This window comes from Tepidiforma flava, assembly GCF_027594505.1.
In the GTDB taxonomy this organism is placed as follows: domain Bacteria; phylum Chloroflexota; class Dehalococcoidia; order Tepidiformales; family Tepidiformaceae; genus Tepidiforma; species Tepidiforma flava.
The window spans coordinates 2,453,214-2,478,131 of record NZ_CP115149.1 but is presented as its reverse complement, the minus strand read 5'-3'; the positions used below and the strand labels follow the sequence as shown (position 1 = coordinate 2,478,131).

Here is a 24,918-nt window from a genome sequence, read left to right as displayed (position 1 = left end):
TCAGGCGATGAACCGGTAGCCCTTGCCCCGGATCGTCTGGATGGCGTCGCCCGTCCCGAGCACCTCGCGCAGCTTCCGCCGGAGGTTGCTCACGTGGGCCCGCACGAGGGTGCTGGCGCCGGCGGCATCGTGGTACTGCCACACGTCGACGAGCAGCTCGCGCGGGTGGAGCGTTTCGCCCTCGTGCTCCATCAAGTATGCGAGGAGCGTCGCCTCGATGTTGGTAAGGTGCACCTGCCGTTCGCCGCACCGCAGCGTGTTCGACGCCAGGTCGAGGTCGAGACCGCGCTCCCGGTGGTCTCGGCCCGGGAGCCCGACACATTCGCGCAACGCCTCTCCAAGCGCCTCGAGCGGGAACGGCTTCTTGATGACCGCGCCTTCGATGCGGAAGTGCGGACGGCGCGCGCCCTTGTGGAGCAGGTAGATCATCGAGGGCGGCTGACGGTGCAGGGCAAGCGCCAGCCACTGGTTGAACTGGGCGAACGTGGCGCCGGACTCGCCGCGCGGCAATCCCTGCACGTCGACCACCAGCGCATCGAACCAGCGCTCGCCCAAAACTTCCATCGCCTGGTCGTAGCTCCCCGCGGTCGCCGCATCATAGCCGCGCTCGCGGAGGTATTCGGCGACCGCGGCGCGCATGCGAGGTTCCCGGCTGATGACGTAAACGGATGGCATACGGGCTATTCGATTGACTGGCCGACTGGCTGGTAAAGGCGTTGCTGCATCTTCGTGACCGGCCCAGCCGGTGTCAAGCAAAGCAAACCCCCGAAAAGGTCCACCGTTCAGCCTCCGTGGTCCCATCGCGCAGCGGGATTCTCGGCGCCCGGCGAGGGGGCGGCACCGGCGCCGGACGGCAGCATACCCCGGCCCTGCTGGCCCCGTCCTGCTTGCTTTCGTTAGGGTTGCCCGCTGCCCGTCAGCACGTAGTCCACATCCTGCAGCCCGTGGACGCGCGCCTTTATCACCCGGTGGGGGGCTTCGACCTCCACCCACGCGAACTGGGTAATCGTCGATGTGCTGATGCGAATCTTCCAGGTGCGGAACGTCCCCGCCGGCACGGTCACCTCTTCCTCCCCCTCCACCCGGAGCTTCACATCGAACACCGCACCCGTCGCCGCAGAGACGTTCCGGTAGGTGCCCTGGTAGCCGGTGCGCAGTTCGATGCCGCGAACCAGCCAGAGCATCGTTTCGTCGTCGTAGTAGGCGGGGTCCGGGTTCGACGCCGTCGGCTGCGGCAGGTCGCGCTCCGTCTGCCGGAGCTTGCCGTTCTCATCCGCCTGGAACTTTACGATGGGGTACTCGTAGGTCGAGGTGAAGGAGATGCGGCGGTTCTTCTCCGCGTCCGTCTGGACCCGGTTGGAGCGCAGCGGCTCGAGCGTTTGGCCGTCGACCTCCGCGGTCCCGTCGTCGCGGTGCGGGCCCGGCTCGTCGCTGCAGAGGCGGCTCAGCTTCGTGACGCCGGGCGCGAATTCGACGTCGGTTTCGAGGACACAGGTGCCGTACGGCTCCCGCCCGCTCGCGAGAAGGTCGTACGTGTAGCGCTCGTCGCCCGTCCACGGCGGGCCGAGGAAGACCCGCTCGGCCGGGGGCTCCTCCGACGAGCCGCAGGCGGCGGTCAGCAGCGCGGCGGCGGCAACCGCCGGCACGAGAAGACGAATCGGGATGTTCAACGGTGCGCGGCTCCAACGATGCGTGAGATTCGGGTGAGCGCCTCGTCGACGTCGGCTCGGCTGACGTCGAGGTGCGTCACCATCCGGAAGCGGCCCGGCCCGAAGGCGACCGCGAGAACGCCCTCGGCAGCGAAGGCCGCGATCCAGTCGTCGACCCGGCCTTCGAGCGCCTCGACGACCACGATGTTCGTCTGCGGCGGCAGGGGCCGGAACGGACCGAGGGTCGCGAGCCCCTCCGCGAGGCGGCGGGCGTGCTTGTGGTCTTCGGGCAGGCGTTCGATGTGATGTTCCAGCGCGTAGAGTGCGGCCGCTGCAAGCACGCCCGCTTGCCGCATCCCGCCGCCCAGCAGCTTCCTGAACCGGCGCGCGCGGGCGACGAACTCGCGCGAGCCGCAGAGCACGGACCCAACGGGTGCGCCGAGACCCTTCGAAAAGCAGAACGAGACCGAATCGCACGGCGCGGCGAGCTCGGCGGCCGTTACCCCGAGCGCCGCCGCGGCGTTGAAAATCCGCGCGCCGTCGAGGTGGACCGCGAGGCCCCGGCGGCGGGCAATCTCCGCCAGCTCCCCGACGGCCGCAGGCGGCAGCGCCGCGCCGGCGCACCGGTTGTGCGTGTTCTCGAGGCAGAGGAGGCGGCTCCCCGGCGAATGGATCGTTTCCGGCCGAATGGCGGCCCGCAGCTCAGCCGGGTCGATGGTCCCGTCCGGCAAATTCGCGAGCGTCCGGGTCACGAGGCCGGCCACGCGGGCGACTCCGCCGACTTCGTACTGGAAGATGTGCGACTGGTCCCCGAGGATCACCTCGTCGCCCGGGTTGGTATGGGTCAGCAGCGCGACGAGGTTCGCCATCGTTCCTGAGGGGACGAAGACGGCGGCCTCCTTGCCGACAGCCTCGGCCGCGCGCGCCTCGAGCAGGTTGACCGTCGGGTCGTCGCCGAAGACGTCATCGCCGACCTCGGCGGCGGCCATCGCGGCGCGCATCCCGGGGGTCGGCTTGGTGACCGTGTCGCTGCGGAGGTCGATGACGGCCGTCACCGGGCCCGCCGCTCCCAGAGCGTCTGGTAATGCGAGGCCCCCGTGATAGCGCCGATGACTTCCTTCCGCTCGAGCGACATCAATTCTTCGAGCGCCCTGGCGCAGGCGTCGGTGGTTTCATCGGAGCCGAGCGCGGAGGCCCGGTCGACGAGCCGCTGCCAGGCCCCGCTGGCGAGCAGGACAGGAACCGAACGCGGCCAGTGGAAGGTGAGGACGCGCTCCGGCAGGGGGAACTCAGGCCGGAGCCGCTTGATGGAGCGAAACCGCTCCTCGACCGATTCCGCGCGCGGCACGACCCGGACGAGAGGCTCGATGCCGGGCCGGGTGCGGAAATCGACGAGCAGGCGCCGGTCGATGAAGTGGAACCGCACGACGAGCACCTCGGCGGTATCGATGACCCGGAAAACCTCGTCGAGGTCGACGCCGTACTCGTCACTCATCTCGCTGCCCCGTACTGCGGCCCCGGCTGCCGGCGGCCCGGGGAACGGGACGCCCCGCCGGCTGATTGGTCGGGGTGCCGCGATTCGAACGCGGGACCTCCTGGCCCCAAACCAGGCGCTCTGCCAGGCTGAGCTACACCCCGCTGCGGAACAGGGTACGCCCGCAGGGGGTTCTGCGCGAAAGCCGGGAGACCGGTTGGCGGAGAGGGTGGGATTCGAACCCACGGTGGGTTGCCCCACGACCGTTTTCAAGACGGTTCCCTTCAACCACTCGGGCACCTCTCCGACGCCATTCTACCTTCCGCCCGCGCCTCGGTCGCTTTAGCACTCTTGACATGGGAGTGCTAATCGCCGAATCATGGAATCGAGCCGATCCCATCTCCGAGGTGCACCGTTGCCGACCTACGAGTACCACTGCCCGGCCTGCGACGCGAGGTACGAACTCCGCCAGGGCTTCGATGCGCCGACGACCCACACCTGCGAAGAATGCGGCAAAGGCACCGCCAAGCGCGTGCTCCACGCTCCGCCCATCGTCTTCAAAGGCAGCGGCTGGTACATCACCGACAGCCGCAACAAGCAGTCCGCCCTGAGCGATTCCGCCGGGTCGGCGTCTGAGTCCGAGTCGGCCTCCACCAGCGCGTCCGCCGGCGAATCGACCGGCGAAGCCGCCGCCGCTTCCTGACCCTATTCAACGATTTACTCATCTTCGCCGTCACCCGTCGCAGGGCTATACTTCGCCCATGGCGAACCAGCTGCCCCAGGCGCGCGAACCGCGAACCCCGGAGGCTGTCGCCACCCGCAACCGCATCCTCCAGGCGGCCCGCGAACTCTTCGCCGAGCGCGGCTTCGACGGCACCTCCATCAGGATGGTGGCCAGCCGGGCGGGCGTGAGCGACCCCGCCGTCCATTACTACTTCCCCGGGAAGTACGACCTCTTTCGCGCCCTCATGGTGCAGCCCGAGTACCGGGTGCCCCCTGTCGCTCGGACGCTCGACGAGGCGGTCGACGTCCTCGAAGCGATGTTCGACTGGTGGGCGGAGAACGCCGCGCTCGTCCGCGCTATGCTTCAGCAGCAGCTGCGCGGCGAACCGGCAGCCGTCTCCTACCTCCGCGACGGGGAAGCGCGCTACCGCGGCGAAGTGGAGCACATCCTTCGCACGGCCTCCTACGGCGGCGACATCCCCGCCGCCGCCGACCGTCTCTTCCACACGCTCAGCGGCATGATCTGGGATGCCGTGATGACCTACGGCAACACCGCCGGCGACGTCCTTCGCCAGCCGGTCTTCCGCGAGCGCGTCCGCTTCTTCATCCGCTGCGCCCTCGGGATGGAGGCAGCCTGTGGCACGTGACCCGGGCGGCCCGGCCGGCGAGCCCACGCGGGGCGACGACACCCGCGCCCGCATCCTCGCGGTCGCGATGGAAGCCTTCGCGCGYGACGGCTTCGATGGCACGTCGGTGCGCTCCATCGCCAGCCGCTGCGGCCTCTCCGATGCCGCCGTTTTCTACTACTTCCCAACCAAGCGGCATCTCCTCGAGGCGCTCTGGAACGAGGCGCCGTCCGGCGAATTTCCCCGGGCCGAGCCGGGCGCGCCCCTGACGCGGGAGCGTATCGCCGACCTGGTCATCGCGACTATGCGCCTGTCAGCCCGGAATTTCTCGTACCTCCGCCTCGTCGCCCGCGAGGTGCTCCGCTCAGACGCGACCGCCACGGCGCTGCGCAACGCTTCCCGCGCGAGGTGGCGCCAGGCGCTCCATGAACATTTCGCTGCCGCCGGGCCGCGCGCCGCCGCCCTCGTCGACCTCTTCATGGCCGCCGTCACCGGCTACCTCCTCCGGCTCGAAATCGAAACCGGGGACGACTACCCGCAGGCGATGCTCGACCCCGCTGTTCAGGCGCGGGTGGCGCGCGCCGTGCAGGACCTGATCCCGCTCCCGGCAGCAGCCTCCGCCCCATGAGGGCGGTCGTGCAGCGCGTGAGCCGCGCGGAGGTCCGGGCCGGCGGCGAAACCGTCGCCTCCATCGGCCGCGGCCTCCTGGTCCTGCTCGGCATCACCCACGGCGATACGGCCGAGACGGCCCGCGCGTTCGCGCAGCGCATCGCAGGCCTCCGGGTCTTCGACGACGCAGACGGCCGCATGAACCTCGACCTCGCCGCGGTCGGCGGGGCTATCCTCTGCGTGAGCCAGTTCACCCTGTACGGCGACGTGCGGCGCGGCCGGCGGCCGTCATTCGAAGCTGCCGCGCCCGGCCGCGCCGCCCAGCCGGTCTACCGGGCGTTCATCGAGGCGGTGCGGGGCCTCGGCATCCCGTGCGGGGAGGGCGTCTTCGGCGCCGAAATGGCGGTCGAGCTGGTGAACGACGGGCCGGTGACGCTGGTGCTCGACACCGATGAGCTCGCCCGTCCGCGCCGCGCTTGACCGARAGGCCGGGCGGCGCCCAACGTTGAGCCTCGACCTTCCCGGGAGGACGCCCATGCGCATGCGCCAGCTGCTCGTGAAGACGCTCCGCGAGGCCCCGGCCGAGGCGGAGCTGACGAGCCACCGGCTCCTGCTCCGCGCCGGCCTCGTCGTGCCGCTCGCCGCCGGCCTCTACTGCTTCACACCCCTCGGCTGGCGCGTGGTCCGCAACATCGAGCGCATCATCCGCGAGGAGATGAACGCCTCCGGGGCGCTCGAGGTCCACCTCCCCGCCCTCCACCCCATCGAGCTCTGGGAGCAGAGCGGCCGCGCCGCGCTCATGGGCCAGACTCTCTTCCGCCTTACCGACCGGAAAGAGCGGGAGTTCGCGCTCGGGCCGACCCACGAAGAGGTCATCTCCTACCTCGCATCCCGCACCATCCAAAGCTACCGCGACCTCCCGGTCACGCTCTACCAGATTCAGACGAAATTTCGCGACGAGCCGAGGCCGCGCGGCGGCCTCATCCGCCTGCGCGAATTCACGATGAAGGACGCCTACAGCTTCGATACCGGCTGGGACACGCTGGACGCCTCCTACGACGCGGCCTTCGCGGCCTACCAGCGCATCTTCCGCCGGGCCGGCGTGCCGGTCGTGCCCGTCGCCGCCGACTCCGGCGCCATCGGCGGGAAGGACAGCCAGGAGTTCGTGTTCCTCACCGATGCCGGTGAAGACACCATCCTGCTCTGCCCCGGCTGCGGCTACGCCGCGAACGCCGAGAAGGCGGAGTTCGTCCCGCCGCCGCCCCTGCCGGGGGAACAGGCCCCCGCCGAGCGGGTGCACACCCCGGGCAAGCGCACCATCGCCGAGGTGGCCGCGTTCCTCGGCGTCGAACCGCGGCAAACGCTCAAGGCTGTCTTCTACCGCGCCGACAGCAAGCCCGTCTTCGTCGCCATCCGTGGCGACCTCGAAGTCAACGAGGTGAAGCTGAAGAACGCGCTCGGCGCCCGGGAGGTCGAGCCGATGGACGACGCGACCGTGCGGGATCTGGGGCTCGTGGCCGGGAGCGCCTCCCCGGTGGGCATCAGCGGCATGCCGATCGTCGCCGACACCAGCGCCGTCGAGGCCGTCAACCTCGTCGGCGGCGCCAACGAGCCCGACTACCACCTGCGGAACCTGAACCACGGCCGCGACTGGCAGGCGACCCTCGTCGCCGAGATCGCCCTCGCGCGCGCCGGGGATGCCTGCCGCACCTGCGGGTCTCCGCTCGAAACCCGGCGCGGCATCGAGATGGGGCACGTCTTCAAGCTGGGCACGCTCTACGCCGAGAAGATGGGCGTCTACTACCTCGACGAGTCCGGCGAGCGCCGCCCCTGCGTGATGGGATGCTACGGCATCGGCGTCGAGCGGATGCTCGCCGCGATCATCGAAGCCAACCATGACGCCGACGGCATCGCCTGGCCGTGGGAGGTGGCCCCGTTCGATGCGCACGTCGTCGCCATCGGCGCCGGCGAGCCCGCCGTCGCGGAGGCGCTTCGACAGGTCGAATCAGCCCTCGCCGCGCACGGTCTCGAAGCGCTGGTCGACGACCGGGACGATTCGCCGGGCATCAAATTCAAGGACGCCGACCTCATCGGGATGCCGGCGCGGCTCACCGTGAGCCCGCGGTCGCTCGAGCGCGGCGGCGTCGAGCTCCGGTTCCGCCGGGGCAGCGAATCCGCAGTCCTTCCCGCGGCCGACGCCGCCGCCGCGGTCGCAAAGGCCCGCGCCGAGGCGCTCGGCGCGGGCCCTGCCTGACGCTCTCGAGCGGACGGGTCAGTCGCCGCCGGCGAGCGCCCGTTCGCGGATGAACTCGTAGTCGGCCGGGTTCGGCTCCCGGGTCTGCTGCCAGTACTCGATGAGGTTAAACGGCCAGTTCTGCGCTGAGCGGCCCTTCTCGTTCCGATACCAGCTGTTCACGGTCGCCACGCCCCAGACGCGCTCGAGGTTGCCGCGGTCGATCTTCTCGTTGTACGCGTCGTGGACGTCCTTGCGGACGTCGAGGGCCCGCTCGCCGCGGTCGAAGAGCATCTTCAGGCAGCCCAGGACGTACTGCACCTCGCACTCCGAGAAGTAGATGATGCTGCCGTTCACCACGATGTTCGTGTTCGGGCCGTAGAGCATGAAGAAGTTCGGGAAGCCGGGCACCGTGATGCCCATGTACGCGCGGGCGTCGCCGTCCCATTCGCGGTGGAGGTCCTTCCCGCCCCGGCCAAGCACCCGCATCGGCGTCAGGAACTTCGAGGCCTGGAACCCGGTGCCGTAGATGAGCACGTCAGCCTGGTATTCGGTGCCGTCGTCCGTCACGACGCCCGTCTCGGTGACTTCGCGGATCTTCTCGGTGACGAGCTTCACGTTCGGGCGCTTGAGGGTCTGCGCCCAGATGCCGTTGTCGAGGATGAGCCGCTTGGCCGCCGGGGGATAATCCGGCAGCACCTTCGGCAGGAGGTCCGGCCGGTCGGCGAACTGCATCTGCAGGTAGGCGGTCAGGAGAAGCCGGAGGTTTTCGTTCTCCGGGCCGACCGAGCGGCTCTTGTCCGGCCAGTTGGGGTCCACCTTGGCCGCGGCGAGCAGGCCGTCGGTCGTGTTCCAGAAGAGCCAGAACCGATACCAGTGCGCGTAGTGGGGCACGTGCGCGAACAGCCACTGCAGGCCGGCCGGCACCTCATCGTGGTAGTGCGGCACCGGCACGTACCAGTTCGGCGTCCGCTGGAAAATCACGACCTCGCCCGCGACCTTGGCCACCTCCGGGATGAACTGGGCCGCGCTCGCGCCGGTGCCGATGACGGCGACCCGCTTGCCCGCGAGGTCCACCGAATGGTCCCAGCGCGCAGAGTGGAACTGCGGACCGCGGAACCGCTCGAGCCCGCGGATATCGGGGATCTTCGGCCGGTTCAGCTGGCCGACCGCGCTGATGACGGCGTTTGCCCGCAGCGCCTCTTCGGTGCCGTCGGCCCGCCGCACGTGCACGCTCCACTCAGCCCGGTCGTCGTCCCATTCCAGCAGCGTGACTTCGGTGTTGAATTCGACGTGGTCGCGCACCCCGAACTCCCGCGCGCACTCGCGGAAATACTCGAGCAGGACGGGCTGTGTCGAGTAATGCGTCGGCCAGTCGATCTTCTGCGCGAAGGAGTAGCTGTAGAACGCGTTCGAAACGTCGACGCGCGCGCCCGGGTAGGTGTTCTCGAGCCAGGTGCCGCCGACGTCGTGGTTCTTCTCGAGGATGGTGAACGGGATGCCGGCCTGCTTCAGCCGGATGCCCGCGAGGATGCCGGACATCCCCGCGCCGATGATGATGACCTTGAACGGCACCGACGGGTCCTTCTGCCACGCCGGTGCGCGCGGGTCCTGCCCTTCCGGGGCCAGCTCTTCGAGCAGCAGCGGGATGTAGTCCTCGGATGCCGGCGAGCCCGTCATCCAGGCCGTGATGCGCAGCAGCGCCTCCTCGATTGGGACCGAGTTCGGCGCGACCTGGCCGTCCCGCAGCTTCTTCAGCGCCTCGAAGGCCACTTCGCGCGCCTCCGCCTGCTGCGCCGGCGTCATGCCGCCCTGCTGCACACCCGGCGCGACCCCGGGCGGCCGGAGCGACTCCCGCAGAATCGAAAAATCGCCGGTGGCCTGGGCGAGGGCCGGCAGGAGTGCCGGCAGGAACGCGTCCTCGAGCGCCTTGCGGAGCTCCTCGTCGGTCGCGACGAGCGGTTCGATGGGGCGGCTGATCGGCATCGGTGCTGTCTCCTCCTCACGGCCGGGTCGGCCGCAGTGCTTCCGGACAAAGGTTAGCGTGTTCCGAAGCATCGCGCGCGCATCACGGCCGAACGGCCGCCGCCGCAGGAGCCGAGCGGACGTTTCGCAGCCTCGCCGCCGCGACGCGCTGGTGGGCCCGCCAGGATTCGAACCCGGGACCGATCGGTTATGAGCCGACTGCTCTCACCGCTGAGCTACGGGCCCCCGGCCGCATCATACCAGCGGGGAGCCAGGACTCGCGCCGAAGCGGGATTACCAGCGGCGTCCTTTGCCGCCGCCCTTGCGGTCGTTCCAGCCGCGGCCGCCGCGGCCGCCTCCCCGCTCCATCGGTTCGAAATCGCCCCAGCTGCTGAAGCCGCCGCCGAAACCGCCGCCGCGCGGCTCCCGGCCCGCCGGCCGCCCGGCCGTGTGGCTCAGGCCGCGGGGCTGCGGCTGGAAGCAGTCGCTGCAATAGACGGGCCGGCCGCTCCGCGGCTCGAACGGCACCTTAGCCGGCTTGCCACACGAGGCGCAGACCGCATCGTAGAGCTGCCGCGGCGGCCGCGAATCGGCGCCGGGTGCGCCGCCGCCCTGCACGCCCTTCCGGGCCCGGCGGCAGGACGGGCAGCGCCGCGGCTCCTGCGTGAACCCTTTCGAAGCGTGGAACTCCTGCTCGCCTGCGGTGAACGTGAAGGACTCGCTGCAATCGACACAGACGAGCGTTTTATCCGCGAAGGACACTCGATGACCCTCCAAGAATTCGTGGAACCTGCGGTCATCGAGCGTTTCCGGGACTGGCGAAATGACCTCTCCGTGAGGCCGATGGAACCYGGTTACCAATCCGAGAGTAACAGGTTCGCCGGCGCCCTGTCATTAACCGCCCGCGATGATTGCCGTGCCCCATGCGCACCGGACCGCCGGCGGGCGCGGAACTGCGGCCCGGGGGTATACTTGCCATCGGCCATCTCGTTCAGCGCCGATCCGGGCCCAACGGTCTCCTCATCCCGGGGAGAAGTCGCGGAACTCGGCCGGATGGTTCCCCGGCTCACGTCCGGGAAAGGGCCCAAGTACCGCCACATCTGTGGAAGGAGGCTTGGGACATGGGCACCGGTCCGCCGTTTTCCTCCAGGTAGCCGCGCGCCGCATCGCCGGCCGCGCCAACTGTCGGATTCCGTCACCCGCCCTGGAGGTTTCGATGGCTCACCCCAATTCCTTCGGCGCACGGCGCGTCCTCTCCGCCGGGGGCGCCACCTACACGTACTTCGCGCTCGATGCGCTTCGCGAGCGCGGTTTTGCCGGCGTCGACCGGCTCCCGTTCTCCCTCAAGATCCTGCTCGAAAACCTGCTCCGCCTCGAAGACGGCCGCGCGGTGACGGCGGACGACATCGCCGCCCTCGCGGGCTGGGTGCCGAATTCCGGCAATGACCGCGAGATCGCCTTCACCCCCGCCCGCGTGCTCCTGCAGGACTTCACCGGCGTCCCCGTCGTCGTCGACCTGGCTTCGATGCGCGACGCCATCGTGGCGCTGGGCGGCGACCCGGCGCGGATCAACCCGCTCCAGCGAGTCGACCTCGTCATCGACCATTCGGTGCAGGTCGACCGCTACGCGACCCCGGACGCCTTCGAAAAGAACGTCGAAATCGAGTTCGAGCGGAACCGCGAACGCTACCAGTTCCTCCGCTGGGGCCAGCAGGCCTTCCGGAACTTCCGCGTGGTGCCGCCCGGCACCGGCATCGTCCACCAGGTCAACCTCGAGTACCTGGCCTCCGTCGTCTTCACGAACGACGTCGACGGCGAGCTGCAGGCCTACCCGGACACGCTCGTCGGCACCGATTCGCACACCACGATGGTGAACGGGCTCGGCGTCCTCGGCTGGGGCGTCGGCGGCATCGAGGCCGAGGCTGCGATGCTCGGCCAGCCCGTCGCGATGCTCATCCCCGAAGTCGTCGGCTTCCGCCTGACCGGCAAGCTCCGGGAAGGCGCGACCGGCACGGACCTCGTGCTGCGCGTCACCCAGATGCTCCGCGAGCGCGGCGTCGTCGGGAAGTTCGTCGAGTTCTACGGTACCGGCCTCACCGGGCTCCCCCTCGCAGCCCGCGCGACCATCGCGAACATGGCGCCCGAGTACGGCGCGACCATGGGCTTCTTCCCCGTCGACGAGGAAACGCTCGCCTACCTCCGCTTCACCGGCCGCGATGAGCACCTCGTCCAGCTCGTCGAAGCGTACTGCAAGGCGCAGGGCCTCTTCCGCACCGACGACACGCCCGACCCGGTCTTCTCCGACACCCTCGAGCTGGACCTCGGCGACGTCGAACCCTCTATCGCCGGCCCCCGCCGGCCGCAGGACCGCGTGCCGCTGCGCGAGGCGAAGGCCGACTGGGAGCGGAACCTCGCCGCGATGGTGCCGCCCGAGAAGCTCACCGCGACGGCGGCGGTGCACGACGGCTCGACCTTCGAACTCCGCCACGGCTCCGTCGTCATCGCCGCGATCACCAGCTGCACCAACACCTCCAACCCGGAGGTGATGCTCGGCGCCGGGCTCCTCGCGAAGAAGGCGGTCGAGCGCGGCCTCTCGACGCCCCCGTGGGTCAAGACGAGCCTCGCGCCCGGCTCGCAGGTCGTCACCGAATACCTCGCCGAGGCGGGCCTGACGCCCTTCCTCGACCGGCTCGGCTTCAACCTCGTGGGCTACGGCTGCACGACCTGCATCGGGAACTCCGGTCCCCTCGACCCCCACATCAGCGACGCCATCCGGCAGAACGACCTCGTCGCCGTTGCGGTCCTCTCCGGCAACCGGAACTTCGAAGGCCGGGTCAACCCCGACACGCGCGCAAACTACCTTGCCTCGCCGCCGCTCGTCGTCGCCTACGCCCTCGCAGGCCGGATGGACATCGATTTCGCCACCGAGCCCATCGCCGTGGGCAGCGACGGGAAGCCCGTCTACCTCGCCGACATCTGGCCATCGCAGGTCGAGGTCGAAGCGGCCATCCGCACGTCAGTCCGCTCCGAGATGTTCCGCCGAAAGTACGCCGACGTCTTCAAAGGCGACGAGCGCTGGCGGAACCTGCCGACGCCCTCGGGCGACCTGTTCGCATGGGACCCGCGCTCGACGTACATCAAGAAGGCGCCCTACTTCGACAACCTTTCGATGGCGCCGCCCCCACTCACCGATATCGACGGCGCGCGGGTGCTCGTCATGGTCGGCGATTCCGTGACCACCGACCATATCTCGCCCGCCGGCAACATCAGCCCCAACAGCCCGGCCGGCGCGTGGCTCCGCGAAATGGGCGTCGCCCGGGAGGACTTCAACCAGTACGGCGCCCGCCGCGGACATGACGAGGTGATGGTGCGCGGGACGTTCGCCAACATCCGTCTCCGGAACCTGCTCGCCCCCGGCACCGAAGGCGGCGTGACCCGCCACCTGCCCGACGGCGAGGAGATGACCATCTTCGACGCCTCGGTGAAATACCGGCAGGAGGGCGTGCCCCTGCTCGTCATCGCCGGGAAGGAGTACGGCACCGGCTCTTCGCGCGACTGGGCGGCGAAGGGCGTGAAGCTCCTCGGCGTCCGCGCTGTCATCGCCGAATCGTACGAGCGCATCCACCGCAGCAACCTCGTGGGCATGGGCGTCCTGCCGCTCCAGTTCCTCCCCGGGGAAAACCGCGAATCGCTCGGGCTGACCGGCACGGAGGTCTTCACCATCCGCGGCATCGCGGACGGGCTCGCGCCCCGCGCCATCCTCGAAGTGACCGCACGGCGCGACGACGGTTCGACGGTGACGTTCAAGACGCTCTGCCGGATCGATACGCCGGTCGAACTCGATTACTACCGGCACGACGGCATCCTGCCCTACGTCCTTCGCCAGATCGCAGCCAACCCGGGCGCCTGAACAACGGAGAGGTACCGCACGATGGACAAGATCAAGGTCAAAAACCCGGTCGTCGAGCTCGACGGCGACGAGATGACGCGCATCATCTGGCGCTACATCAAGGAGAAGCTCATCCTCCCGTACCTCGACATCCAGCTCGAGTACTACGACCTGGGCATCGAGCACCGCGACGCGACGAACGACCAGGTGACCATCGACGCCGCCTACGCCATCAAGAAGCACGGCGTCGGCGTGAAGTGCGCCACCATCACCCCCGATGAGGCGCGCGTCAAGGAGTTCAACCTCAAACAGATGTGGAAGTCGCCGAACGGCACCATCCGGAACATCCTCGGCGGCGTCGTCTTCCGCGAGCCCATCATCTGCCGCAACATCCCGCGTCTCGTCTCGGGCTGGACGAAGCCTATCGTCATCGGCCGCCACGCCCACGGCGACCAGTACCGCGCCACGGACTTTCGCGTCCCCGGCCCCGGCAAGGTCACCATCAGCTGGGTTCCCGAGGGCGGCGGCGAGCCGATCGAACTCGAGGTCGCAAAGTTCGATGGCCCCGGTATCGCGATGGGGATGTACAACTTCGACGATTCGATCCGGGACTTCGCCCGCGCCTCGTTCCGCTACGGCCTCGAGCGGAACTACCCGGTCTACCTCTCGACGAAGAACACGATCCTGAAGGCCTACGACGGCCGCTTCAAGGACATCTTCCAGGAAGTCTTCGACGCTGAGTTCGCCGACGAGTTCCGCGCCCGCGGCCTCACCTACGAGCACCGGCTCATTGACGACATGGTCGCCTCGTCGCTCAAGTGGGAAGGCGGCTACGTCTGGGCCTGCAAGAACTACGACGGCGACGTCCAGTCCGACGCCGTGGCGCAGGGGTTCGGCTCGCTCGGCCTCATGACTTCCGTCCTGCTGACGCCGGACGGCAAGACCTGCGAGGCGGAAGCCGCGCACGGGACCGTCACCCGGCACTACCGGGCGCACCAGCGGGGAGAGAAGACGTCCACGAACCCGATCGCGTCCATCTTCGCCTGGACCCGCGGCCTGGCATTCCGCGCCAAACTCGACGGCACGCCGGAAGTCGCCCGCTTCGCCGAGACGCTCGAACAGGTCTGCGTCGAAACGGTCGAGAGCGGGAAGATGACGAAGGACCTCGCCATCCTGGTCTCGGCCGACACGCCCTGGCTGACCACCGAGGAGTTCCTGGACGAGCTCGACCGGAACCTCCGGGCGAAGATGGCGGCCTGGGCAAACGCCTAGCGGGCCAGGTCCCGCACGAACCAGATGCCGCCTTCCGGCCCCTCCCCATGGAGGGGCCGGAAGCCCATCCGAATCCAGAAATACACCGAGAGCCCGTACTCCGGGTGGGCGCGCGCCCGCAGGCTCGCCCACCCGGCCGATTTTGCCGTCCCCGCCAGCAGGCGCGCGGCCTCGGAACCGGCGCCATAGCCGCGGTGCTCCGGTTCGATGCACAGCTCCCAGATGAGGAGCTCCTCGTGGGCCAGCCCCCCGCGCACCTCGACCCGCCCGAGGGTCTCCCCGCTCGAAGCGCGCACGACCGTCAGCCGGTCGGCGCCGTCGGGAACGAGCTCCACCCGCTCGCCGCGGGACGCCAGCGGCCCGGCGAGGTCACTCACCGGTCCAGCCATTCTTCGATCGCTGCCGCCACCTCGCGCGTCGAGCCTTTGAAGCGCGTGCACGGGGGAAGCGAATCGATGAACTGGCGCCCGTACCGCTTCTCCCACAGCCGGCGGTCGAACACGGCGACGACACCCCGGTCCCGCCGGTCGCGGATGAGCCGGCCGAAGCCCTGCCGGAAGCGGAGGATCGCCGCCGGCACCTGGTACTGGTTGAACGGGTCGTCATACTGCTCGGCGCGCGCCCGGGCCACCGGGTCGGTCGGCACGTCGAACGGCAGCCGCGTGATCATCACGAGCGAGAGCGCCTCGCCCCGGATGTCCACTCCCTCCCAGAAGCTCGCGCTGCCGAGCACGAGGGTCTCGTGATTCTCCCGGAGCTGCTCCGTAATCCAGCGCGGTGTGCCGTCGATGCCCTGCGCCAGCACCACGATGCCGGCCGGCTCCACCAGCGGCCGGACCAGGTCAGAGACCTGCCGCAGGAGCGCGTTGGAGGTGAAGAGCGCCATCGCGCGGCCCCGGGATGCCAGCGCCAGCTGTCCGATGGCTGCCGCCAGCCGGGTCGGGAAGTCCGGGTGGTTCGGCTCCGGGAGGTCATCGACCGCCGCCAGCAGCGCCGCCCGTTCGTAGTCGAACGGCGATCCGAGTTCGAGCGTTTCGGGGTCCCGCAGGCCCAGCCGCTGGGCTGCGAACGACATGTCGTGGTTCGCGCTGAGCGTCGCGCTGGTCGCGACCACCGCCCGGCGCGGCTCGAACACCTGCTCCCAGAGGATCGGCCCCACGTCGATGGGCGCCATGTGGAGCGAGCCGAGCCCGTCGCGGGTGCGCTCCGCCCAGGTGATCATCTCGGCGCCCGAGGGGTTGACGATCTGCTCGCCCAGCCGGCGCAGGTCGGCCAGCCGCCGGAACGGCGCAAGGAACTCGCCCGCCAGCTCCGAGGCGGCTTCCACCGGCGCGTTTCCGAGCAGGCGCCCGGCTTCTTCCCCGGCGCGCTCCACCCGGTCGAGCTGCGCAGCCAGCGCCTCCCAGAGCGCTTCGACCCGCTCCCATGCCGGCTCCCGCCGGGCGATGGAACTGAGCAGCATGCGCTCGCCCTCGCCATCCCGGCCGGGCAGCGACCCGACCGCCTCGAAGAACGGCCGCGCCGCCTCGCGCGCGGCGCCGGCAAGCCCCAGCAGGGCGCGCGCCGCGCCGGCGTACGGCTCTCCCTCGAACGAGCGCAGGAGCAGCACCGCGCCGCCCTCCCGGTGCTCGCGCGTCCCCGGCCGGTGGATGCCGTCGAGCGCTTCGCCGAGCGCCCGCGCCGTGAGCGCCCCGCCGAACTGCTGCGTCGCGACGTCCTCCAGGTTGTGCGCCTCGTCGACGATGAGGTGGTCGAACGATGGGATGGCGCTGCCGCCCGAGGCGATATCGGCCAGCAGGAGGGCGTGGTTCACGATCAGCAGGTGCGCAGATTCGGCCGTCTTCCGGGCCCGCCAGAGGAAGCAGTTGCCTTCGCGGACGTGGCGGTGCTGGCGCGACAGGCAATCCGCATCGGCCGCCGAGAGGCGCGCCCAGGTCGTCCAGTCCTCCGGCCCCAGCCGGAGTTCAGCCCGGTCGCCGGTCCGGGTCTGCTCGATCCAGAGCAGGATGTTCGCGCTCAGCCGCGCCACATCCGGGTCGCGGGCGCCGGAGACGTAGCTCGCCAGCCACCGCGCATAACACAGGTAGTTGCCGCGACCCTTCAACAGCGAGACCCGGAAGTCTTCCTCCCGCCGGATGACCCCGGCCCGGACGAGCGCCTCCCGGAGCACCGGGATGTCTTTCTGGAGCAGCTGCTCCTGCAGCGCGATGGTGTTCGTGCTGACCACCGCCCGCCGCCCGTTGCGCACCGCATCGAGCGCGGCAGGCACCAGGTAGGCGAGCGACTTGCCGACGCCGGTGCCGGCCTCGACCATCAGGTGGCCGCCGTGGTCGAAAGCCCGGCGCACGGCCTCGGCCATCGCCATCTGCTCCTCGCGCTGCTCGAAGCCCGGCAGCCCACCCGCGAGCGCGCGGAACACGGCTTCGACGTCGCCTCGCCCGATGCGCACCGGGGGATTCCGCGGCGCCAGCGGCGGCGGAGCATGGAACGGCGGCGGCACCGGGAGGATGGACGGTTTCGGCGGCACCGGCTCCGCGTCCGCCGAGAGCACCCGCGCCAGCGATGGCGAGTCCTCCGCGACCAGGCCCGCCAGCACGGCTCTCCTCGACGGTTCGACGGCGCGCGCCAGGCGGAGCAGCCCGGTGAACACCCGCGCAGCCAGCCGCGCATCCGAAAGCGCACGGTGGCGGCCGTCCAGCTCCAGGCCCAGCGCCTCCGCGACATCGGCGAGGCCGTGATTCTTCAGCTCAGGCAGCAGCAGGCGGGCAAGCGTAGCGGTATCGATCGCGTCGGCGATGCTGTCCACCCCGGCGGCGCGCAGGAATTCGAGGTCGAATTCGATGTTGTGCCCGACGATGGTGTGCCCCGCGACGAACCGCCGCAGCTCCTCGGCGATGCGCTCGAGCGGCGGCGCCCCCGCGACATCCTGGCTGGTGATCCCGGTGAGCCGCTCGATGAACGGCGACAGCCGCCGGCCCGGGTTCACGAGGCTCGAGAACTCCGCCTCCTCGCCGGCCTCCGTGAAGCGGATGGCGCCAACCTCGATGATCCGGTCGCGTGCCGGGTCCAGGCCGGTCGTTTCGAGGTCGAGCGCAATGTAGGCGGTCATGGTTCGAACATCCGTACGGGACGCGACTCCGAGTCTATCCGGGGCGCGTCACTCTGGCGACCCGTGAGCATCGTGCATCGCCGAAGCGACAGGTGAAGACGCCTGCCCGCCGATTGAGACGCAGATCGCGCCTGCGTAGACTACGGGCCACTTCGCAGGTCGAAGGAGGTCGATGTCGATGAAGGTGTATCCCACCGAAGCCATCCGTAATGTGGTCCTGGTGGGCCACGGCAGCGTCGGGAAGACCAGCCTCGCCGAGGCGGCCCTGTACGAGAGCGGCGCCATCACGCGCCTGGGCTCCATCCAGGACCAGAACACCGTCACCGACTACGACGAAGATGAGCATCGCCGCAAGTTCAGCCTGAACCTCGCCCTCGCCCCCGTCGAATGGGAGGACCGGAAGATCAACCTCATCGATACGCCGGGCTACGCCGACTTCGTCTCCGAAGTCATTTGCGGCGCCCACGCCGCCGACATGGCCGTCGTCGTCGTCGATGCCGTCTCCGGTCCCGAAGTCGGGACCGACCGGGCGTGGCAGATCGCGGAGCGGCTGGGCCTGCCGCGGATGATCGTCGTCAACCGGATGGACCGCGAGAACGCGAACTTCGCCGCGGTCCTCGCCGCCCTCCAGGAGCGGTGGGGCCACCGGGTGATGCCCCTCCAGCTCCCCATCGGCGCGCACGAATCCTTCAGCGGCGTCGTCGACCTGCTCCACATGAAGGCCTACATGGGCGAGCAGGCGGACGAAGTCGACATCCCGGCCGACCTGCGCGAGGAGGCGGAGCGGCTCCGCGCCCAGCTCATCGAAGGCATCGTCGAAACCGACGAGGAGCTGATGAACAAGTACTTCGCCGATGAGGAGCTGAGCGAAGACGAGCTGCGCCGCGTCCTCCACGGGGGTCTCGACCACAACCTCATCTTCCCCGTCGTGTGCGCCTCGGCGACGAAGCTCATCGGCGTCCGGCAGCTGCTCCACAACATCGCCTTCAGCGGTCCTTCGCCCGCCGACCGCGACCCGTTCCGCGCCGGCGACGTCGAACTGACCGCTGACCCGGCTGCGCCGCCTGCCGCCCTCGTCTTCAAGACGGCCGCCGACCCCTTCGTCGGCCGGCTCAGCTATTTGCGCGTCATCTCCGGCAAGATCACCTCGGATTCGCACCTCTGGAACGCGAACCGGCAGGCCGACGAGCGGCTCGGCACGCTGTACGTCCAGCGCGGCAAGGAGCAGTTCGCCGTCCCCGAGCTCGCCGCGGGCGACATCGGCGTCGTCGCCAAGCTCGCCCACACCGCGACGGGCGACACCCTCGGGAGCCGCGAGCGCCCGGTAACGCTCCCGCCGATGGAGTTCCCCTCTCCGGTTTTCAGCATGGCCGTCCGACCGATGGGCAAAGGTGCGGTCGACAAACTCGGTCCGAGCCTCCAGCGGCTCGTCGAAGAAGACCCGGGGCTCCGCCTCGACCGCGACCCGGGCACCGGCGAGATCATCCTCTCCGGCCTCGGCGACGCTCACCTCGAGGTCACCGTCGAGCGCCTCAAGCGGAAGTTCAACGTCGAAGTCGAACTCGCGCTGCCGCGGGTGCCCTACCGGGAGACCATCACGAAGAAGGCCTCGGCCGAGTACACCCACAAGAAGCAGACAGGCGGTCACGGCCAGTACGGCCGCGTCGTGCTCGAGATCGAACCGCTGCCGCGCGGCTCCGGCGTCCAGTTCGCCGAGCGGGTCGTCGGCGGCGCGGTCCCCAAGGAGTTCATCCCGGCGGTCGAAAAGGGCGTGATGGAGACGGCGGCTGGCGGCATCATCGCCGGCTACGAACTGACCGACTGCCAGGTCACGCTCGTCGACGGCAAGCACCACCCGGTCGATTCGAACGAAATGTCGTTCAAGCTCGCCGCCTCGCAGGCGCTGAAGGAGGCCGTCCAGGCCGCCGGCCCGATTCTCCTCGAGCCGATCATGCTCATCCGCGTGCGTGTCCCCGAAGCGTTCGCCGGCGACATCGTCGGCGACCTCAACACGAAGCGCGCCCGCATCCACGGCATCAATCCCGACGGCGGCGTGAGCCTCATCGAAGCGGAAGTGCCGCTCGCCGAAGTGCAGCGCTACGCCTCGGACCTCCGTTCTCTGACCCAGGGCCGCGGCGTCTTCGAGCTCACCTTCGACCACTACGGTGAGGTGCCCGCCAACATCGCCCAGCGCGTCATCGCCGACCACAAGAAGGAGCTCGAAGCAGCGCACGCCCACTGACGGGCGCTGCCACGCACCGGGACGCGCCCGCGCCTCAGGGGCTGCCCTCGGCGGTCACGTTTGGCACGACCCGCTTGAACGGGAACTGCGGCGGTCCGCTCGCCGAGCCGGCGCGCTGCACGGTCACCGTGATCGTGACCGGCTGGAGGCTGCCGAGCAGCGGCTCGATGAGGACCGTCCCGGACGTCGCGCCGGGCGGCAGCGTGGCCGGGTCGATGCGGATTTCGAGCACCGAATCGGCGCCTGCCTGGGTCGTCTTCGGGCTGGTCGAAACGACCACCGGCAGGTCCTTCCCGATGGCGACTCCGCCATCGACGACCCTGCCGGGCGGGTCGTTCGGGTGCCGCACGATGAGCCACGCCGCCGAGGTGCGCACCCGGAACGGCCCGATCCCGCTCCCGTTATTCCGCACCGTGATTGACGCCGCCGTCGAACTGCTCGCGGTCACCTGCAGCGTCACCGCCCGTTCGCCGATCACCTGCAGCTGCGGCGCGCCGAGGTAGGCCGCCGCCCGCGACGCCTCGGCCGGCGCCGCCGTGTCCCGGTGGGTCGTGATGCCCAGCTCGGGAACGGTCGTCGGGAAATCCATCGCCGCGCACTCCGCCGCCGTCCGGGCGCAGGCGTCGTAGGCCGCCGGCGCAAACGCAGCAGCGACAGCCGGCACGGAAAGCGACGGCATCGTCACCGTCTGCGGCGGCCACATCCGTCCCGCCGGGTTCACCGGCGCATCCGGCGCCGGCTGCTGCACCTTGACGAGATACTGCCCCGCCGACCAGCCGCTCACCTGCCCGGCGGCAACCTGCCACCAGGTGACGCCGTTCACCTCCTGCGGCCCGCCGATGATCGTGACCAGCGTCCCCTCCGGCAAACAGGTAATCGGCGGGTTGCCGCCCGGCGTCGGCCGAACGTTGAGGCACTGCCCGTCGACGCGAACGACCGCCGTATCGCCCACGGCGAGACCGGAGGAGGCCGGCGGCTGGCCCGGCGAGCCGCCGGAGAGCGGCGGCGGGTAGCTCTGGCCCTTCGGCACCGGCGGGTAGCGGAGGCACCCGTACACCTTCTCCTGGTAGGTGTAGTCGCCCCAGGTGAACGACCCGAACCCGGGAGCGTTCGGGTCGTTGCAGTGCCAGGTTTCGCCGCGCAGCGGGTTTTTCGTGGGATTCAGCGGGTGGTTGACGAACGCGAAGCCGTTGTAGCTCCAGACCGCGTAGTACCAGTCTTCGAGCGCTGCAGGGTCGCCGGTGCCGGCGACCGGCCGGAGCTCGGGCGCCGAGTTCCACTTGTCCGCGAAAATCCGGATGCCCTCTGCGAGGTTGAAAAGCGGGTGCGTGCCGATCAGCGCCTGCCGCGCCGACGGCACCCGGATATCCAGCGCCGGGGGCGAGGCGAGATGCCCCATGCCGGTCGTGATCTGGCCCAGGCCGTAGCCGCAGTCGATTGCGGTGATGACCGGCCCCACGCCGCCGTACGGCACCGAGCCCGCAGCGTGCGCCCAGCCGGATTCGATCCAGACCATCGCCTTGTAGAGGCTGGGGGGAACGGTCGCGCTCCGGTCGCGCGGCTGCCGGGCGCCGCGGGGCCCCGTCTCGAGCCCCGGGTAGCTCAGGTCGATCCACTCCCCGGACGGGAGCTGATACGGCGGCGGCACGGCCACGCCGGCGGCGACGAGGTCGATCATCTCGTTGTAGACGCCGACGTAGTCTTCGTACTCGTAGGTATCGAACCCGAAGCCGTAGTTCGGGACATGGCACGGGTAGTGGTCCGCATGCGCCGGCCGGCGGTCGAGCGTGACCGCCAGGACGAGGACCCCGAGGAGCCCTCCGACCGCGAGCGACCTCAGCGCCGCACCCATCCGTAGAACCCCCGGTAGCCGGGAACTTCCGAACGTTCGCCGCCCCGGACGAGCTGCAGCGTCGGCGTGCCCGGCGCCTCGAACCCCGTTCCATCCCAGTGGACCACCGCGAGCGCGTCGCCGTCCGGGCTGTAGGCGAGCGGCACATCGAACCCGGCAGCGCGGAGCGACTGGGCGCTCGCATCGCCGGCTGCTGCGCCGGCGCCGGACGCGCGCGGCACCGCGCCGAAGGCGGGCGTCCCTGACGGACCCCACGCAGCGCCCAGCGCCGCGGCTCCGCCTTGCGTCAGCGCCTGGGCGCTGCCGGTCGCCTCGCCGTCGAGCCGCGCGACACGGGCAGCGAACCCGGCTTCGGTCCCGGGCAACACCTCGATGAACGCGAGCGCCTTCCCGTCGGGCGAGAGCGCCCAGTCGCGCGTGAACCCGCTCGCAAGGTGCACGACGTCCTGCCCTTCGGACTGCAGCGTCGAACCGCGCGCGTCGATGGCGACGGCGAGCACCCGGCCGTCGCGCCATCCGACGGGGTACACCCCAAGCGCATCCTGCGTCCAGCGCAGGCGAACCGCGCCGTCGAGCGCCACCTCGAGCACGTCGATGAGCTGCCGGTCGCCGTCCTGCCGCGCGCGGGTCACGACCACACCGGACGAATCGGCCTTCCAGAGCGGCGTCTGCGCCGGTTCGATGCCGGCGATGAGCCGCTCCGCCGTCCCCCGCTCCAGGTCGACGAGCACGAGCGACGCAGCCGGGGCGAGGGGCGTCCCGCCGTCGACCGCGGCAAGCGCGACGTACCGGCCCCGCGCATCGACCGAGCCGGTGGTCGCGAACCCGTCGATATGCGGCACGCGGGCGACTTCGATGACGTTTCCCGGCTGGTCGGCCCGCACGACGCTGATGATGTCGACTGAGCCCTCGGTCCGTCCGACGACAGCGTAGGTGCCCGGCGGCGCAGACGCGAACGCGCTCGCTGCTCCGCTCCCGGCGCCGGCCCCCGTCACGATTCCCCAGGCGATGGGGCCCACCGCCAGCACGCCGGCGAGGCCCGTCACGAACAGGATGAGCCGTCCGAGGCGGCCGGTGGCCGGCTGCGCCTGGCGGGATCGCCAGCGATTGCCGTGATGAATCGCCGTCATTCAGCCTCCCTCACCCAGCCCGCAAAGGACGCTGCCGGCACGTCGGTCAGCAGCTCCCGCGCGTCCGGGGTCGCAATCCAGAGTGTCGCTGTCGGCCGCGCCTCCGGCCCCCCGGCAGCCGAGACCGTCGACACGACCAGGTAGTCGCCGAGGGGCGCATAGGCGTGGGGAACGACCCACGCGGCATCCGGGCTCGGGTCTTCGAGCCTTAGCGAGCCGCCCGGTCCCCCGAACACCGGCACCGGGTTCCCCGGCTGCCACGTCGCGCCGACCTGGTTCCGCCCGGACTGGAGCGCTGTCACGGCCCCGGTGGCGATGACGAGCGTCTTCCCGACGTAGGTCCGCGACGAGGCGCTCAGGACGTCGATGAACGCGACGCGCGAGCCGTCGGGACTGAGCGCCCAGTCCCGCGTGCGGCCAGGCGAAAGCTCCGCCACCCGCTCGAGCCCGCTCCCCCGGACCGCCCACAGGTTCGAGCCCGACTGGTCGATGACGACGACGAACAGGCGGCCGCCGTCGAGGCTGTACCCGAGCGGCGCAACCTGGAACGCGGCCGTGAAGCTGGCGCGCTCAGCCACATCGCGCGTCGCCGTATCCACCTCGATCACGCGCAGGACCCCCGGCTCGCCGCTCGCGAGCACCGCCAGCCTTCCGCCGTCGGCCGTCCACGCCAGCGGCGAGAGGTATTCGAAGTTGCCGTCAACCGGCCGGACCGTGCCGTCGAGGCCCACGAGCGCGAGCGACGCCGCGCTGCCCCGCCGGCCGTCGACCCAGAGGACGGCGACCTGGTCGCCGGTCGGCGACGCGGCAGCGCGCGCGTGGAGTCCGGTGAAGGTGTACGGGAACACGGCCAGCTCCCGGGGCGCGCCTCCCGGGGCAGCAGGGCGGACCAGCAGCCGGTCGACCCGGGCCGCCGGGTCGGGTTCGAGATATGCGACCGAGCGAATCAGTTCGGCAGGAATCGCCGGCGCGGTAACGCCGTCCGTGGACACTGGCGACGACGACGAAACCGCCCACGCGGCAATCGCGGCGGCGACGCCGAGGGCGGCGAGGATGAACGGAGCGAGCGGACGCCACGGGGAAAAGCCTCGACGGATCCCGGGAGCGAGCACGCGGCAACCTCGCGCTTGCGGGCGGAGCATCCGCCCYGGTCTTGCGCCGGGCCTCGACAAACCCGGCACATGGCCACCTGGCAAGGCGGTCGGTACCCCCGCAGTACCGCCGGGGACGCCCCGCACGGGGCGTGCCAGCAACCTCCCACGGGGAGGTTCGTGGGGCCGAACGTAACAAGGGGCTCCGGTCCCGTCAATCCGGGTTTACGGTGTCCTTCCCTCGCCGTTCCCCGCCGTAAGGCGCCGCTGTGCTAGCGTTCGCCCGATGATCTGGTATCTCTCGGCCCTGCAGGAGAACCCGGCTGTCTTCTTCGTCTATATCGCGGCCTGGCTGGTCGCAATCCTGACCGGGCTGGCGTTTCACGAGTTCTGCCACGCCTGGACGGCCTACCAGCTCGGCGACGACACCGCCCAGCGGAACGGGCGACTTACAATGAATCCGCTCGCGCACCTCGACCCCATTGGGTCGACGCTGCTGCTGCTCTTCGGCTTCGGCTGGGCCAAGCCGACACCGGTCAACCCCTGGCGGCTCAAAACCGGGCCCCGGCAGGGGTTCGCGATGGTCGCCGCGGCCGGCCCCCTCTCCAACTTCTTCTTCGCCGCGCTCGCCGCCATTCCCATCCGCCTCGGCCTCGTCCAAACCTCCCTGCCGACCGTCGAGGCGGTCATCCGCCGCGGCTCCGGCGAGGATTATGTCTGGCTCTTCCTCTCCTTCATCATCACCCTGAACATCATCCTGGGCATCTTCAACCTCATCCCCATCCCGCCGCTCGACGGCTTCAAAGTCGTGACCGGCATCGCGCCGCGCGAAGTCGCCCGCGCGCTCGAACAGCTTGCACCATGGGGCCCGGGCATCCTGATGACGCTCATTGCGATTGGCTTCGTGACCGGCTTCAGCCCGCTCGGGTGGCTCATCGGCCTCGTTTACGACGACGTGCTCCGCATCATCGTCGGCACCTGAACGCCGCCGCTGGCCCGGGGAGTGAGCGCGCGGGTGTGGTAGCCTTTCCCGTATGCAGCGGGCCCTGCGCCC

20 protein-coding genes and 3 tRNA genes are annotated in these 24,918 nt (G+C 70.1%); 9 read left to right on the top strand and 14 right to left on the bottom strand.

Going from position 1 to position 24,918, the window contains the following annotated elements; translation table 11 throughout:
- The 6 genes from O0235_RS13580 to O0235_RS13555 form a co-directional block, all read right to left on the bottom strand.
- Complete coding sequence (locus tag O0235_RS13580; protein WP_270056309.1) at positions 1 to 639, bottom strand: winged helix-turn-helix transcriptional regulator; 639 nt, start codon at positions 637 to 639, stop codon at positions 1 to 3.
- 257 nt (positions 640 to 896) lie between these two features.
- Positions 897 to 1,670 carry a DUF3108 domain-containing protein gene (locus O0235_RS13575; protein ID WP_270056308.1) on the bottom strand — a complete coding sequence of 258 codons (774 nt, stop codon included), beginning with the start codon at positions 1,668 to 1,670 and terminating at the stop codon, positions 897 to 899.
- Positions 1,667 to 2,704, bottom strand: a complete 1,038-nt coding sequence (gene ltaE, locus O0235_RS13570) for a low-specificity L-threonine aldolase (RefSeq protein WP_270056307.1) — start codon at positions 2,702 to 2,704, stop codon at positions 1,667 to 1,669. The genes O0235_RS13575 and ltaE overlap by 4 nt, the downstream gene beginning before the upstream one ends.
- Positions 2,701 to 3,144 (bottom strand): S1 domain-containing protein, encoded by a 444-nt coding sequence (locus tag O0235_RS13565; protein WP_270056306.1) that lies wholly within the window; start codon positions 3,142 to 3,144, stop codon positions 2,701 to 2,703. The genes ltaE and O0235_RS13565 overlap by 4 nt, the downstream gene beginning before the upstream one ends.
- Before the next feature lie 66 nt (positions 3,145 to 3,210).
- Positions 3,211 to 3,287 (bottom strand) — tRNA-Pro (locus tag O0235_RS13560).
- 54 nt (positions 3,288 to 3,341) lie between these two features.
- Positions 3,342 to 3,429 (bottom strand) — tRNA-Ser (locus O0235_RS13555).
- A 109-nt stretch (positions 3,430 to 3,538) separates the two neighbouring features.
- Between O0235_RS13555 and O0235_RS13550 the strand changes: the two genes are divergently transcribed.
- The 5 genes from O0235_RS13550 to O0235_RS13530 are packed head-to-tail and all read left to right on the top strand — an operon-like array spanning position 3,539 to position 7,335.
- Positions 3,539 to 3,826, top strand: coding sequence for an FmdB family zinc ribbon protein (locus O0235_RS13550; protein WP_270056305.1), 288 nt, complete (start codon positions 3,539 to 3,541; stop codon positions 3,824 to 3,826).
- A gap of 58 nt (positions 3,827 to 3,884) precedes the next feature.
- Positions 3,885 to 4,493, top strand: coding sequence for a TetR/AcrR family transcriptional regulator (locus O0235_RS13545; protein ID WP_270056304.1), 609 nt, complete (start codon positions 3,885 to 3,887; stop codon positions 4,491 to 4,493).
- Entirely contained in the window at positions 4,483 to 5,100 is a 618-nt protein-coding gene (locus O0235_RS13540) for a TetR/AcrR family transcriptional regulator (protein WP_270056303.1), read from the top strand. Before O0235_RS13545 ends, O0235_RS13540 begins: the two co-directional genes overlap by 11 nt.
- Positions 5,097 to 5,561, top strand: coding sequence for a D-aminoacyl-tRNA deacylase (gene dtd / locus O0235_RS13535; RefSeq protein ID WP_270056302.1), 465 nt, complete (start codon positions 5,097 to 5,099; stop codon positions 5,559 to 5,561). The genes O0235_RS13540 and dtd overlap by 4 nt, the downstream gene beginning before the upstream one ends.
- A gap of 55 nt (positions 5,562 to 5,616) precedes the next feature.
- Positions 5,617 to 7,335, top strand: coding sequence for a proline--tRNA ligase (locus O0235_RS13530; RefSeq protein ID WP_270056301.1), 1,719 nt, complete (start codon positions 5,617 to 5,619; stop codon positions 7,333 to 7,335).
- A gap of 18 nt (positions 7,336 to 7,353) precedes the next feature.
- On the opposite strand, the gene O0235_RS13525 is transcribed toward O0235_RS13530, so the two are convergent.
- From O0235_RS13525 to O0235_RS13515, 3 genes are all read right to left on the bottom strand, one after another.
- Positions 7,354 to 9,300, bottom strand: coding sequence for a flavin-containing monooxygenase (locus O0235_RS13525; protein ID WP_270056300.1), 1,947 nt, complete (start codon positions 9,298 to 9,300; stop codon positions 7,354 to 7,356).
- Positions 9,301 to 9,449: 149 nt separating this feature from the next.
- Positions 9,450 to 9,525: transfer RNA gene (locus O0235_RS13520), tRNA-Ile, on the bottom strand.
- A gap of 48 nt (positions 9,526 to 9,573) precedes the next feature.
- A complete protein-coding gene (locus O0235_RS13515) occupies positions 9,574 to 10,041 on the bottom strand; it encodes a zinc-ribbon domain containing protein (protein WP_270056299.1) in 468 nt (155 codons plus the stop codon).
- Positions 10,042 to 10,495: 454 nt separating this feature from the next.
- Between O0235_RS13515 and acnA the strand changes: the two genes are divergently transcribed.
- Together acnA and O0235_RS13505 are read left to right on the top strand one after the other, a co-directional pair.
- On the top strand, positions 10,496 to 13,189 hold the full coding sequence (acnA, locus tag O0235_RS13510; protein ID WP_270056298.1) for an aconitate hydratase AcnA: 2,694 nt from the start codon (positions 10,496 to 10,498) through the stop codon (positions 13,187 to 13,189).
- A 21-nt stretch (positions 13,190 to 13,210) separates the two neighbouring features.
- Positions 13,211 to 14,440 (top strand): NADP-dependent isocitrate dehydrogenase, encoded by a 1,230-nt coding sequence (locus tag O0235_RS13505; protein ID WP_270056297.1) that lies wholly within the window; start codon positions 13,211 to 13,213, stop codon positions 14,438 to 14,440.
- On the opposite strand, the gene O0235_RS13500 is transcribed toward O0235_RS13505, so the two are convergent.
- Both O0235_RS13500 and O0235_RS13495 read right to left on the bottom strand, forming a co-directional pair.
- Entirely contained in the window at positions 14,437 to 14,817 is a 381-nt protein-coding gene (locus O0235_RS13500) for a GNAT family N-acetyltransferase (protein ID WP_270056296.1), read from the bottom strand. The two genes, O0235_RS13505 and O0235_RS13500, sit on opposite strands and share 4 nt — an antisense overlap.
- Positions 14,814 to 17,549 (bottom strand): helicase C-terminal domain-containing protein, encoded by a 2,736-nt coding sequence (locus O0235_RS13495; protein ID WP_270056295.1) that lies wholly within the window; start codon positions 17,547 to 17,549, stop codon positions 14,814 to 14,816. Before O0235_RS13495 ends, O0235_RS13500 begins: the two co-directional genes overlap by 4 nt.
- Before the next feature lie 178 nt (positions 17,550 to 17,727).
- Between O0235_RS13495 and fusA the strand changes: the two genes are divergently transcribed.
- Complete coding sequence (gene fusA / locus O0235_RS13490; protein WP_270056294.1) at positions 17,728 to 19,791, top strand: elongation factor G; 2,064 nt, start codon at positions 17,728 to 17,730, stop codon at positions 19,789 to 19,791.
- Between the two features lie 34 nt (positions 19,792 to 19,825).
- Here the strand turns inward: fusA and O0235_RS13485 are convergent, their stop codons facing one another.
- Genes O0235_RS13485 through O0235_RS13475 form a run of 3 tightly spaced genes read right to left on the bottom strand, consistent with a single transcriptional unit; the run spans position 19,826 to position 23,885 of the window.
- Positions 19,826 to 21,643: an SH3 domain-containing protein gene (locus O0235_RS13485; RefSeq protein WP_270056293.1), complete on the bottom strand. Its 1,818-nt coding sequence runs from the start codon at positions 21,641 to 21,643 to the stop codon at positions 19,826 to 19,828.
- Positions 21,628 to 22,773, bottom strand: a complete 1,146-nt coding sequence (locus O0235_RS13480) for a TolB-like translocation protein (protein ID WP_270056292.1) — start codon at positions 22,771 to 22,773, stop codon at positions 21,628 to 21,630. The genes O0235_RS13485 and O0235_RS13480 overlap by 16 nt, the downstream gene beginning before the upstream one ends.
- Entirely contained in the window at positions 22,770 to 23,885 is a 1,116-nt protein-coding gene (locus tag O0235_RS13475) for a TolB-like translocation protein (protein WP_270056291.1), read from the bottom strand. Before O0235_RS13475 ends, O0235_RS13480 begins: the two co-directional genes overlap by 4 nt.
- A 265-nt stretch (positions 23,886 to 24,150) precedes the next feature.
- On the opposite strand from O0235_RS13475, the gene O0235_RS13470 reads away from it, so the two are divergent.
- Positions 24,151 to 24,846 carry a site-2 protease family protein gene (locus O0235_RS13470; RefSeq protein ID WP_270056290.1) on the top strand — a complete coding sequence of 232 codons (696 nt, stop codon included), beginning with the start codon at positions 24,151 to 24,153 and terminating at the stop codon, positions 24,844 to 24,846.
- Positions 24,847 to 24,918 lie beyond the last annotated feature (72 nt).

Bases quoted from the DNA above. Each gene is read 5' to 3' on its own strand.
- O0235_RS13580 (WP_270056309.1), bottom strand. From the start codon at position 639: ATGCGCGCCGCGGTCGCCGAATACCTCCGCGAGCGCGGCTATGATGCG.
- O0235_RS13565 (WP_270056306.1), bottom strand. From the start codon at position 3,144: ATGAGTGACGAGTACGGCGTCGACCTCGACGAGGTTTTCCGGGTCATC.
- O0235_RS13545 (WP_270056304.1), top strand. From the start codon at position 3,885: ATGGCGAACCAGCTGCCCCAGGCGCGCGAACCGCGAACCCCGGAGGCT.
- dtd (WP_270056302.1), top strand. From the start codon at position 5,097: ATGAGGGCGGTCGTGCAGCGCGTGAGCCGCGCGGAGGTCCGGGCCGGC.
- O0235_RS13530 (WP_270056301.1), top strand. From the start codon at position 5,617: ATGCGCATGCGCCAGCTGCTCGTGAAGACGCTCCGCGAGGCCCCGGCC.
- O0235_RS13525 (WP_270056300.1), bottom strand. From the start codon at position 9,300: ATGCCGATCAGCCGCCCCATCGAACCGCTCGTCGCGACCGACGAGGAG.
- acnA (WP_270056298.1), top strand. From the start codon at position 10,496: ATGGCTCACCCCAATTCCTTCGGCGCACGGCGCGTCCTCTCCGCCGGG.
- O0235_RS13505 (WP_270056297.1), top strand. From the start codon at position 13,211: ATGGACAAGATCAAGGTCAAAAACCCGGTCGTCGAGCTCGACGGCGAC.
- O0235_RS13495 (WP_270056295.1), bottom strand. From the start codon at position 17,549: ATGACCGCCTACATTGCGCTCGACCTCGAAACGACCGGCCTGGACCCG.
- fusA (WP_270056294.1), top strand. From the start codon at position 17,728: ATGAAGGTGTATCCCACCGAAGCCATCCGTAATGTGGTCCTGGTGGGC.
- O0235_RS13485 (WP_270056293.1), bottom strand. From the start codon at position 21,643: ATGGGTGCGGCGCTGAGGTCGCTCGCGGTCGGAGGGCTCCTCGGGGTC.
- O0235_RS13480 (WP_270056292.1), bottom strand. From the start codon at position 22,773: ATGACGGCGATTCATCACGGCAATCGCTGGCGATCCCGCCAGGCGCAG.
- O0235_RS13470 (WP_270056290.1), top strand. From the start codon at position 24,151: ATGATCTGGTATCTCTCGGCCCTGCAGGAGAACCCGGCTGTCTTCTTC.